The organism is Arenibacter palladensis, from assembly GCF_900129275.1.
Taxonomy (GTDB): Bacteria; Bacteroidota; Bacteroidia; order Flavobacteriales; family Flavobacteriaceae; genus Arenibacter; species Arenibacter palladensis.
This window is the reverse complement of sequence record NZ_FQUX01000004.1, coordinates 315,454-327,362: the sequence shown is the minus strand read 5'-3', so window position 1 is coordinate 327,362 and position 11,909 is coordinate 315,454. Positions and strand designations below refer to the sequence as shown.

The 11,909-nt window shown below is 38.0% G+C and carries 13 protein-coding genes; 11 read left to right on the top strand and 2 right to left on the bottom strand.

What is annotated here, in order from left to right; genetic code table 11:
• Positions 1–14 precede the first annotated feature (14 nt).
• On the bottom strand, positions 15–1,322 hold the full coding sequence (nhaA, locus tag BUA60_RS13700; protein ID WP_072862540.1) for a Na+/H+ antiporter NhaA: 1,308 nt from the start codon (positions 1,320–1,322) through the stop codon (positions 15–17).
• 229 nt (positions 1,323–1,551) lie between these two features.
• Positions 1,552–3,786, bottom strand: a complete 2,235-nt coding sequence (locus BUA60_RS13695; protein ID WP_072862533.1) for an FUSC family protein — start codon at positions 3,784–3,786, stop codon at positions 1,552–1,554.
• Between the two features lie 199 nt (positions 3,787–3,985).
• Between BUA60_RS13695 and BUA60_RS13690 the strand changes: the two genes are divergently transcribed.
• The 11 genes from BUA60_RS13690 to BUA60_RS22865 all read left to right on the top strand — a co-directional run bounded on the left by BUA60_RS13690 (position 3,986) and on the right by BUA60_RS22865 (position 11,828).
• Positions 3,986–4,885, top strand: coding sequence for a MerR family transcriptional regulator (locus tag BUA60_RS13690; RefSeq protein WP_072862531.1), 900 nt, complete (start codon positions 3,986–3,988; stop codon positions 4,883–4,885).
• 279 nt (positions 4,886–5,164) lie between these two features.
• Positions 5,165–5,821, top strand: coding sequence for a TetR family transcriptional regulator C-terminal domain-containing protein (locus BUA60_RS13685; RefSeq protein WP_072862529.1), 657 nt, complete (start codon positions 5,165–5,167; stop codon positions 5,819–5,821).
• Positions 5,822–5,830: 9 nt separating this feature from the next.
• Positions 5,831–7,141, top strand: a complete 1,311-nt coding sequence (locus BUA60_RS13680; protein WP_072862527.1) for an ABC1 kinase family protein — start codon at positions 5,831–5,833, stop codon at positions 7,139–7,141.
• A 43-nt stretch (positions 7,142–7,184) separates the two neighbouring features.
• Positions 7,185–8,609, top strand: coding sequence for an SDR family oxidoreductase (locus BUA60_RS13675; RefSeq protein WP_072862526.1), 1,425 nt, complete (start codon positions 7,185–7,187; stop codon positions 8,607–8,609).
• Positions 8,610–8,725: 116 nt separating this feature from the next.
• Positions 8,726–9,157, top strand: coding sequence for a hypothetical protein (locus BUA60_RS13670; protein ID WP_072862524.1), 432 nt, complete (start codon positions 8,726–8,728; stop codon positions 9,155–9,157).
• A complete protein-coding gene (locus BUA60_RS13665; RefSeq protein WP_072862522.1) occupies positions 9,154–9,426 on the top strand; it encodes a TIGR03643 family protein in 273 nt (90 codons plus the stop codon). Before BUA60_RS13670 ends, BUA60_RS13665 begins: the two co-directional genes overlap by 4 nt.
• Before the next feature lie 54 nt (positions 9,427–9,480).
• Positions 9,481–10,179 (top strand): GTP cyclohydrolase I FolE, encoded by a 699-nt coding sequence (gene folE, locus BUA60_RS13660; RefSeq protein ID WP_072862520.1) that lies wholly within the window; start codon positions 9,481–9,483, stop codon positions 10,177–10,179.
• Positions 10,180–10,183: 4 nt separating this feature from the next.
• Positions 10,184–10,414 carry a hypothetical protein gene (locus BUA60_RS13655; RefSeq protein WP_072862518.1) on the top strand — a complete coding sequence of 77 codons (231 nt, stop codon included), beginning with the start codon at positions 10,184–10,186 and terminating at the stop codon, positions 10,412–10,414.
• Between the two features lie 11 nt (positions 10,415–10,425).
• Positions 10,426–11,109 (top strand): SDR family NAD(P)-dependent oxidoreductase, encoded by a 684-nt coding sequence (locus tag BUA60_RS13650; protein WP_072862516.1) that lies wholly within the window; start codon positions 10,426–10,428, stop codon positions 11,107–11,109.
• Between the two features lie 3 nt (positions 11,110–11,112).
• Positions 11,113–11,655, top strand: coding sequence for a glutathione peroxidase (locus BUA60_RS13645; protein WP_072862515.1), 543 nt, complete (start codon positions 11,113–11,115; stop codon positions 11,653–11,655).
• A gap of 2 nt (positions 11,656–11,657) precedes the next feature.
• Positions 11,658–11,828 (top strand): Lacal_2735 family protein, encoded by a 171-nt coding sequence (locus tag BUA60_RS22865; RefSeq protein WP_111622020.1) that lies wholly within the window; start codon positions 11,658–11,660, stop codon positions 11,826–11,828.
• The last annotated feature ends 81 nt before the right edge of the window (positions 11,829–11,909 follow it).

Genomic DNA, 11,909 nt, shown 5'->3' with positions numbered 1-11,909 from the left:
TTATGATAGGGCCTTTATTGGCCCTTTTCTTTTCCGCCACTTAAACGCAATACAAGATATCCTACCAAACCTGAAACAATGGAGCCTATTAAAATACCCACCTTGGCGGAATCAATAAAAATTAAATTATTCGCAAATGCCAGGTTGGCTATAAAAATGGACATGGTAAAACCAACTCCCGCCAATATAGCTATGCCTGAAATCTGGAGAAAATTAATGTCCTCTGGCAATACAGCAATCTTTAATTTAACCCCTATCCAGGATAATAATGTAACCCCCACCAATTTCCCAAAAAATAAAGCTATGCCTATGTTCAGCATCAATGAGGTATTCAATTCCATACTGGCACCAAAGACGACTCCTGCATTGGCCAAGGCAAAAATGGGCATTATAAAATAAGCCACCCACCCATGAAGTCGATGCTCCAATTTTTGTAATGGTGATGTAAATTTATCTGTCAAATCTTCCAGATCGTCCATATATCCTATTTGTTCATTAGATAACACCGGGACATTCTCGTTATTGGATTTGGCAATACCTGTCATAATTTTTGACAGGTTCTCCTTAAAATAATGCATATCGATCTTTTGCCGAATGGGCACGGTAAAGGCAACTAGTACACCGGCTATGGTTGGATGTATACCCGAATTTAAAAAAAGCACCCAAATTATAACTCCAAGAATTATTGTCCAGTATTTGGAATAAATACCCTTAATCCCCAAGAAAGAGAGTATCAACAAAGGAATCAGTGAATATAAAATTAAAAGCCAATCCACCCCGCCACTGTAGAAAATGGCTATGACCATTACGGCTCCCAAATCGTCCACTATGGCAAATGCTGTAAGGAATATTTTAAGGCTCAGGGGAACCCTATCCCCTAATAGTTTCAAGATTGCCAACGAAAAGGCAATATCGGTTGCCATAGGAATCCCCCAGCCTTGCGCCGTTTGGGGCGAATCATTTAAGAAAAGAAACAAGCACAAAGGAACTATCATTCCCCCGATTGCCGCAAACAATGGAAACATTGCTTTCCTAAGTCCATTTAGTTCCCCAATCAGAAGTTCCCTTTTTATTTCCAATCCGATCAAAAAGAAAAATAAAGCCATGAGTCCGTCATTAATCCAAAGGATAAGCGGTTTTGTAAGCTGGAAAGTTTCGGATCCGAAGCCTATTTTATATTGCCATAAGGAATTATAGGATTCACTAAATCCGGAATTAGCCCAAATCATGGCAATAAGAGTGGCACTAAACAAGAGGATACCACTTAAACTCTCAATTTTTACAAATTTTTGAAAGGGTGTAAGAATAATTCTTTTGATCATAAAATTTAAATGTGATTGAAAAAAATGACAGAAACGTAAAAATACGGAAATGCTTCGAATTGAGCAGGACAAGAAATTGTTCCAGGTCCTTGTCCATTAATGAAATGGAGACCTCCAAAAGTAAAGGTCAATTCCATAATATGACTATCAGCATAAAGTTAGGAGCAATTTAGCCCCATATTATGCTATCCGATCAACCAACAACCCCTAAAAGCCTACTTTTAACCTTCTATTCAAACTCAATTTTTGAGACCAGTCTTAACATTTTCCCACTTAAGGAAAATAGCCAGTGCAATTGTTCAGTGACCAAATGGGCTTCCTGAAGTTGGCGCTCCAATTTTACGTCTACCTTGGAAGAGAGTTCAATATTCTTGGGGACAAAGGTGGGGAGCTGTTCCTTGGAGAATTGCCCGCTTTCTCTGGGGCTAGGCCCTTGGTCGGAAGATGACTCCTTAAGTGCAAAAAGTACTTGCTCCAGGTTTTTATCAATTTCGGCAATAAAATTTTTAAATTTTAAGGAAGCCTCTGTGGTAGGATTGTTCTGTATATAAGTACTAAATGATGCCAAGGACGAAAGAAAGGTATGGTTCAGCACTACCAATTCATATATTTTATCAAGATTTTTTTGTTTGGATACAGGTTCTTGTGCCATTCTTTGAAAGGCCGAACTAAGGTTGGAAGTTTCCACGAAAGCCTCTTTACGCGACACCTTATAGGTCGTTGTAACCTTGCCCTTTTGTTCGTAATATCGGGCAATTTGGGCAAGAAAGCCTTTATTGGCCTTGACGCTATTTTCTATTTGCTCCCTGATCTCCATAAATCCCCAAGCCGGCAAAATCCATAACATGGCCACAAAGGACAGACCTGCTCCAATAAGCGTATCCAATACCCTGAACTGTATAACGGTTATTACATCTGGACGGATAATGGCATAAACGAATACCACGGTAAGAGTTATGAATGTTGCCCCTGCCCTATAATTTTTCTGGACCATTGAAAATGCAATAACCAAGGAAACCACGCCCAAGGCCCCGAATACATAGGGATTCTGTATTAAAAAAACAAAACCGGTTGCAATGGCACCACCTAAAAGCGTTCCTATAATTCTATCTTTTGTACGGGATTTGGTAAGACCATAACTGGGCCGCATTATTACGATAATAGTCAAGAGTATCCAATAGGGATTTTGAAAATCGAAGAAATTACCTAGGGCATACCCTATCATTACTGTTACAGACAACCTTAACGAATGTCTAAATATGGTAGACCTAAAACTAAAGTTGCTCAGCAATAATTTGGGGTCATAATCCTGGGCAACTATAAAACGTTTGGCTGAAGTCTGATCTACCAAATCTACCGTACCCATATCCGGATTCCCCAAAAGCCATTTTATCTTTTTGAGTTTTTCAAATTGTTTTTCCAGATATTGTAAAAGGTTTTGAAGCATGAGGAATCCTTCATAGTCTTCGGTACCCGTCTCCTTCCTAAAGTTGGCTATTTCTAGTTGAACCTTTTCAAAACATAGGCCCAATTTAGAATTTTTTGGAAATTTACTATGGTCGGTTCCCACTTCGGCAATTGTCCTTAATTGACTGGCCATTTCGAATATCAGATTCTGAAAGCTTTCTATAAACTCGGGGTGGTCCCCAAATAGGGCATCCATTTTGTCATAGTTGACCGGATTGGCGATTGCAGTTTCCAGCATATCTATCAATTCCACAAAGATTAACAGTCTCTTGGCCTGATAACTAGATCTTCCCGAGCTCTTCCTGGAAAGAAGTAAAATTTCCCTTAAAGTTTCATGATGCTCAATTAACTTACTTTGTATTTCATACAAATGGGATTGCAGTTCCAATCGATCCTTCTTGGGACCTACCAGTTTGCCCCTGGTTTCCAAAAATTCGGCCGTCAGCCTATAGGTCTCCCCAAGGAGTTCTTCGGTTTGCGCTTTGGGGTTTATTCGGTACCAAAGTACTGCCAAGAACAAATACCAGAGTCCACCGGCACCTATTAAAAGTGCATATTCATAAATTTCCAATTCCTTCGATTCATGGGCGAAACTCAATACTAGGGCCAACAGGCCAGAAAAACTGATTAGTGAAGCTCTAAACCCATAGACCGAAATAAAGGCGATGGCAAAAGTTAAAAGTCCCAAAACAGGAATCAGCAGCCAAGTTTCGAACTTTAAATACCCTCCAATGAAACTTACCAACATTACCAAGACCGCAGAAAACAAGATCCCATACTTTTTGTGGCGAAAATTGCCGCTCACATCACTGGGAGAACTCCAAAAGGCCCCGAAGCAAAGCGCAAGACCAATTTCTAAATGACCCCATCTAATGGAAAGTAAAATTGGCACCGTAACTGCTATGGCAATCAATATGGCCTTAGAGAAATTGGTGCTTTTCAAGAAGTGAAGCAGTTCCCTGAAATTATTGAAAATAATTTGGCTGTATGATTTCAACTCATAATTGTTCAGCCATAAAGATACGATTTGCCATGGCTATGGCAAATATTGCAATGGTCTGTTTTTGCCAAATATTCCCTAAAAAAACTGGCCCAAGATTTAATCACATGCAAGTACCCCCATAAATTAAAGACTTGTGGAAACTTTGAAATAAACTTTAAAAGCAATATTTTTGTTTAATCTTTTTTAAAAATTAATGAACAACGTTAAGAGTAACTTTAGCATCAAGGACCTGGAGAATCTGTCTGGCATTAAAGCCCATACCATTAGAATATGGGAAAAGCGCTACAATCTTTTTCAACCCAACAGAACGGACACCAACATAAGATGCTATGATATAGAGAACCTACAGAAACTTCTCAATGTTACCTTTCTTTACAACAACGGTTATAAGATTTCAAAGATTTCACAGCTAGGGGAGGATAAAATACCGAGCGTTGTAAGAAATTTGGTTTCTGAGCAAAGCGATAACGGACATGTTTTAAATTCCTTTAAAATGTCCATGATGAACTTTGACCAGGCACTATTTTTTAAAACCTATAATTCCCTTTTAAAGGAAAAATCATTTAGGGAAATTTTCTATGAGGACTTTATCCCTTTTTTAAACGAAGTGGGACTGCTTTGGCAAACCGATACCATAACGCCGTCACATGAACATTTTATTTGCGCCCTGATCAAACAAAAGATTTTGGTAAATACCGAAAAACTGCAGTTAAGCACACCTACCAACACCTCCAAAACTTTTGTACTGTATCTTCCGGACAACGAAATACATGAATTAGGGTTAATGTTCCTTAATTATGAAATCCTATCAAAAGGCTATCAAGCCATTTTTCTTGGACAAAGCATCCCTACATTCAGTTTAAAGGATTTATTGCCATTATATGATAATATTGTATTCGTTTCCTATTTCACAGTAAGGCCGGAAAAAGAAAATATTATGGCGTATCTAAATGATTTTCATGAATTGCTGCTAAAAGATTCTACTTCCCAACTTTGGATATCGGGAAAAATGCTCCAAGAAATAAATGAAAAAGATTTGCCAAAAACTATTGTTCCTTTCTCCCAAATAGATCAAATGGTACAAAATCTATGACAAAACAAGGTTGATATAAATTTTAAATCTTCAATCAAAGCTTTCCTCCACCATTATTCCACAAACCAGTTTGGCCAGTATTTGCTGTAACCCCTATTTATAACCAAGGGTGTTATCCCACCTCCCAAGTCAGTGGATATTTTCTTGAATCATAAAACTTTATGCAAAGCCTTTTCTAGGCTTGGAAGGCTTCAACACCCATAAAGCAAGTTAAATTTTGTTTAATATTTAAACATAAACGTTAAACATTTTGTATCTTGTACCATACAACAGAAAATCATGGCTAAAAAGAAAACAATAACAGAAAACGACATTATCTCATCGTATATGGATTATGTCCTTGAACATAATGAAAACCCTAAATCGGTTTACGCCTTTGCAAAAGCCAACAACTTTGAAGAGTCTAAATTCTATGCTTTTTTTGGCTCGTTCGAAGCCATTGAAAAGCATATTTTCGAAGCTTTTTTTAACAACACCGTTTCCGTTTTGGACAAAAGCGAAGACTATAAATCCTTCGATGCCCGCAATAAACTCTTAAGTTTTTACTTCACCTTTTTTGAAAACTTAACGGCCAATAGAAGTTATGTACTACACTCACTACATAATCATAAAAACGGACTCAAGGGATTAACACTTTTATCTGGGCTAAAAAGGAATTTTACCTCCTACATCGCCGAATTGAACATTGAAACCTTGGACATTAAACAGGAACAAATAGAAAAAATTCAACGTCGCGCACTTCAGGAATCGGCTTGGTTACAATTGTTATTGACCATGAAATTCTGGATGGAAGACACCTCGGCGGCCTTTGAGAAGACCGATATATTTATAGAGAAATCGGTCAACACTAGTTTTGATGTCCTAAACATTGCTCCTCTTAAAAGTGTGATCGACTTTGGGAAATTCCTTTTCAAGGAAAAAATGCCCACGAATTAAAACCATTCTATGAAAACAATAGACAATATACCTATTTCCAAAATACATCGTGCCTCAAAATTAGTTTCTACGGGTGCCAGAGTTGGGGTCAACTATCTCAAGTACTATGGTGATAAACTTACAAAAACGGAGGTTGAGGCAAGATCTCGGCTCAACGAGAACAATGCGGAGGATATATATGACAGCCTTAAACAACTTAAAGGAAGTGCTCTTAAAGTAGCTCAAATGTTGAGCATGGAAAAAAGCATAATGCCTCAAGCGTATGTGGAAAAGTTTTCTTTGGCCCAATTTTCCGTTCCCCCATTATCGCCTCCACTGGTAATCAAAACCTTTAAAAATTATTTTGGCAAACTGCCCAATGAACTATTTGATTCCTTCAACACAACTTCAGTAAACGCTGCCAGTATTGGACAAGTCCATGAGGCGGCAAAATATGGGAAAAAACTTGCTGTGAAAATCCAATATCCTGGAGTTGCCGAGAGTATAGCCTCCGACCTTGCACTTGTTAAACCTATTGCAATTAAAATGTTTAACATTAAAGGCAAAGATTCGGACAAGTACTTCAAGGAAGTTGAAGGAAAGTTAATAGAGGAAACAAATTATGTTTTGGAAATGGAACAGAGCAAGGAAATTGCCAAGGCCTGCTCAGGCATTCCCAACCTTTTGTTTCCTCAATATTATGAAGAACTGTCCTCGGACAGAATTATTACCATGGACTATATGCAAGGTGAACACCTTTCAGAATTTACGGCCCACAACACGGATCAAGAAAAATCCAATACGCTAGGGCAGGCTTTGTGGGATTTTTATATGTTTCAAATACACAAGTTGAGAAAAGTACATGCAGATCCACATCCCGGAAATTTCTTGGTATCAAAGGAAGGTAAATTGGTAGCACTTGATTTTGGCTGCATGAAAATTATACCTAATGAATTCTACGTCCCTTATTTTGAATTGGCCAAACCGGAGAATATTAAAAATCAGAAATTCTTCGTTTCCAAATTATACGAACTGGAAATTTTACGTGAAGACGATTCCGTTGAGGAAACCCAATTCTTCACCGAGATGTTCCATGAATTGTTAACCCTTTTCACCCAACCGTTTCAGGTGGAAACCTTCAACTTTTCGGATGGTGAATTCTTTGGGAAAATCACAGAATTGGGGCAGCGCTATTCCAAAAGTACCGAACTGCGAAAAATGAACGGCAATAGAGGTTCCAAACATTTTATTTATATTAATAGAACCTTTTTTGGACTTTATAATCTAATGTTCGATTTAAAAGCCGACAACATTAAGATCAACAACTTCAATGGATTTTAAGGTCTTATTGAAGTTGAACAATTTATCCCTAACAATATAACAAATGAAAATTCTCGTTACAGGCGCCACAGGGTATATCGGTAAACGATTGATTCCTATTTTGACCAATGAAGGGCATCATGTGGTCTGCGCTGTACGGGATACATTAAGAGCTGATAAAACATACCTTGACGATGAAAATATCAGTATTGTAGAGGCCGATTTTTTAAAACCGGAAACCCTAAAAGGTATCCCTAAAGATATAGATGTGGCGTATTATTTAATACACTCCATGTCTAACTCTTCGAACAATTTTGAGCGCTTGGAAGCAGCTTGTGCAGCCAATTTTAAAGCCTATTTCTCCACTACCAAGCTAAAGCAGGTTATCTATTTAAGTGGCATAACCAACGAAGAGCAACTTTCCAAACATTTACAGTCCAGAAAAAATGTGGAAGAAATTTTGGCCTCGGAATCCTACGGACTTACCGTTTTTAAGGCGGGTATCATTGTTGGATCGGGAAGCTCATCCTTTGAAATTATCAGGGATCTAGTAGAAAAACTACCCGTAATGGTAGCGCCAAAATGGCTCAATACCAAAACACAACCCCTAGCGGTACGGGATGTATTGGCCTTTTTATCAAGGGCAAAAGGAAGGAAAGATCTCTATAATACCTCATTTGACATTTTTGGTCCCGAAATTTTGACCTATAAACAAATGCTCCTGGAGTTTGCAGAGACCAGGGGGTTAAAACGATATATTTTAACCGTTCCAGTCATGACTCCTAAACTTTCTTCTTATTGGCTATATTTTGTTACCTCCACCTCCTACAAGTTGGCAACAACATTGGTGGATAGCATGGGCGTCCAAATTGTTGGAAAACCCAGTAATATAAATCAACTCCTGGACGTACACCCTATAACCTATAAAGAGGCCGTTCAATTGGCTTTCGAAAAGATTGAACAGAACAGTATTGTATCCAGTTGGAAAGATTCCATGGTAAGCAGTGGCCGCCTAAAAAATAACCTTCACAAATATATTAATGTTCCCAAATACGGTTGCTTTAAGGATTATAAGGAACGTAAAGTCCAAAATGAGCCAGCTACCATTAACAAAATTTGGTCTATTGGAGGTACTACCGGCTGGTACTACGGAAATTTTCTGTGGAAAATAAGAGGATATCTGGACAAATTGGTCGGCGGTATTGGACTACGTAGGGGAAGAACCCACGTTTCCGAATTGGATGCAGGGGACGCTTTAGATTTTTGGAGGGTTATTTTCAGCGATAAAAAAGAAAAAAAACTACTGCTATACGCAGAAATGAAGCTTCCCGGAGAGGCTTGGCTAGAATTTAAAATTGATAATGGACTTCTAAAACAAACTGCAACCTTCAGGCCCCGTGGACTTGCAGGCCGTTTATATTGGTACAGCGTGTATCCCTTTCATGGATTAATCTTCAATGGGCTGATCAATAAATTAGTGGCCAATTAGAACTCCTTTATATAGGAATAGCCTATACCACCATAAGAAAATAGAATCCAATTCTGTTTAACTTATTTTAAAAACTCTTAAACATTATGTAACTTTGGGAAGAGACCTCTAGTAAGATGATTTTAGACACCACACATAGAAATAACGATACTTCCCTACTTATAAATGATCTGGTAGGGAAACCTTTCAGCTTTTTAAAAACCGTTAAAATGAAAGGAACAGTTTCTAAAAAAATGGTTATAGAGGAATCTAGTGACAATATGAAAGATTATCTCAACAATATTTTTGATGCTACCTATGCCAATATAGAATTGCGTCCACTGGGAATACTAGTGAGAATAATTAAAGGTCTTACCAATTTCACTTGGGTAATTCCATATTATCAATTGGTGATGTATAAAGGTGACTATAACAGTCTATATGCACAAGGACGATTTATTAGGTTTAGAAAAGATGGAAGCTTTGAAAATAGTAAATCTTTTCTTCTTAAGTTGATGAAACTTAAAGCGAGATATGAATCTAAATATGATTTTTTGAATTTTAAATGAACTTAACTGAAAGGGATATTGACCGTATTATTGAAATGGCATGGGAGGATAGAACCCCATTTGAAGCCATAACGTATCAGTTCTCCATGCCCGAACAAGAAGTCATTAAGCTCATGCGCCGGGAAATGACACCAAGTAGCTTTAAAATGTGGCGCCAACGTGTGCAAGGTCGCGCCACCAAGCACCAAAAATTAAGAACGTTTGCTCAAGGGCGCTTTAAATGTTCTAGACAAAAACAGATTACAAATAACTCAATTTCAAAACGCTAACAGTGCTTTGACTTATGGGATGAGTACATAAGTACAGCACAATAAAAAGATAATATGAATACAGAAACCTTAACCCTAAACAAAATAAATGGCCATAAATTAAATGGTTTTACCCATGAGGATATTGGCGACGACCACCTATATACGGGTTTGGAAACACCAATGAAATCGGACGCATTCGAACTTTCGGATACGCAGAAAAAACAACGTATTGCCCTATTGTTTCAGGAAATTATGGACGTAATGGGCTTGGACCTAACGGACGATTCGCTTAAAGGTACTCCAGAGCGTGTTGCCAAGATGTACATTGATGAAATTTTCTCCGGATTAAATCCGGCAAACAAGCCAAAGATTGCCTTGTTCGACAACAAATACCAATATAATCAAATGTTGGTGGAAAAGAATATTACCTTTTATTCCAACTGCGAACACCATTTTGTGCCAATCATAGGGAAAGCCCATGTGGCCTATATCTCTTCCGGAAAAGTAATAGGCTTGTCCAAGCTGAATAGAATTGTACAATATTATGCAAAGAGACCTCAGGTACAGGAACGACTTACCAACCAAATTGCGGAAGATCTTAAAAGAATTTTGGGTACGGAAAACGTGGCGGTCATTATTGATGCCAAGCATTTATGTGTTTCCTCAAGAGGGATCAAGGATGAATCCTCGGCAACCGTAACCTCCTATTACGGAGGAAAATTCAATACGCCATCTAAAATAACAGAATTACAAAACTATATTAAAAATTAATATTATGGACCTCATAAACGAAGCATTGGAATTTGAACAAAGAAAACTAAAATCGCTTTCCACCAGTGACAGAATTGAAATTTCCAGAAAGGCAAAAGAACTGATCTTGGGCTTGAATGAAATTTATAAAAGTAAGAAGGATGAAAAGATTATGGATACCATGAAACGCCTTACCGCCATTAAAAGGAAAGTAGAAAAAAGATTAAAGGGCAGGCATTTGGCTTCCGGTATATAAATCACAGAAGAATGAAAACAATAGTTGTTATTGGAGGTAGTAAGGGTATAGGAAAGGCTATTGTAAAAACTTTTCTGGATACCCACAAGGTAATCAATATAAGTAGGTCTTCCCCGGAGGAAACCCATCCCAATTTGACGCATATGGGTTGCGACATTTTAAAGGATGAATTACCCGATATAACAATTGTGGATGCATTGGTCTATTGTCCCGGAAGTATCAATTTAAAACCTTTTGCGCGTTTAAGTTTGGAGGACTTTAGGGAAGATTTTGAAATTAACCTTATTGGTGCCGTTAAGGCCGTCCAAAAGTATTTGGATCCGCTTAAAAAGGCCGAAAGCCCCTCTATTTTACTTTTTAGCACAGTGGCCTCAAAATTGGGAATGCCCTACCATGCCAGTATTGCCTCGGCCAAATCCGGTGTAGAAGGTTTGGTAAAATCCCTTGGCGCCGAATTGGCGCCCACCATACGTATTAATGCCATTGCACCCACGGTGACAGATACCCAATTGGCTTCTAAACTTCTGCGCAATGAAAAAATGATCGACAATATAAAAGAGCGCCATCCATTAAAAAAATTCCTCAATCCCAAGGAAGTAGCGGAAATGGCCCAATTTCTATTGTCTGAAAAAGCAGCCTCCATCTCGGGCCAAATATTTGAAATGGACTATGGAATTGTAACTTTTAAAATTTAATGTATGAATCCCTTCAAAACGTTTGCCGCAACCATATTTACTAGTTCACATCCCAAGGAAAAGATGGAATTACAATCCTTATATGATATTAAAATAAATAGTCTAAGCGATACTCCCATTAATTTGAAAGACTTTGAGGGCAAACATATCCTATTTGTAAATGTGGCTTCAAAATGCGGCTTTACCCCCCAATACAAGCAATTGCAAGAACTCCAAGATTCTTACAAAAACAGTGTAGTGGTCATAGGATTACCCTGTAATCAATTTGGAGGTCAAGAACCTGGTAGTGCCTCGGAGATTGAAACATTTTGTGAAGTTAATTATGGTGTAAAATTTCTAATAACCGAAAAGATCAATGTTAAAGGAAAAAACCAACATCCTCTATACAGATGGCTTACAAACAAAGCCGTAAATGGTCTTAAAAGTTCAACTGTAAAATGGAATTTTCAAAAATATCTCGTGGACGGTAAAGGAGAATTAGTGGATTATTACTTTTCCAACACCAATCCCATGAGTTCCAAAATAACCCAACACTTAAAAATATAGTTATGTTCGGAATATTCAAAAACAAATCCAAGGAAGAAAAACTCCAAGAAAAATACAACGGACTGATGAAGGAGTGGCATACACTTTCCAGCATCAATAGATCTAAAAGCGACGAAAAATATGCCGAGGCACAGGAAGTCTTAGAGGAACTCGTAGCCTTGCAAAAGAATTAAAAATCACCATAGTGCAAGCCTGTCTGCAAACCAAGGCAGCTCCGTGGGCACTGGAAGATAACTGCTGGTGACATTTCAGGA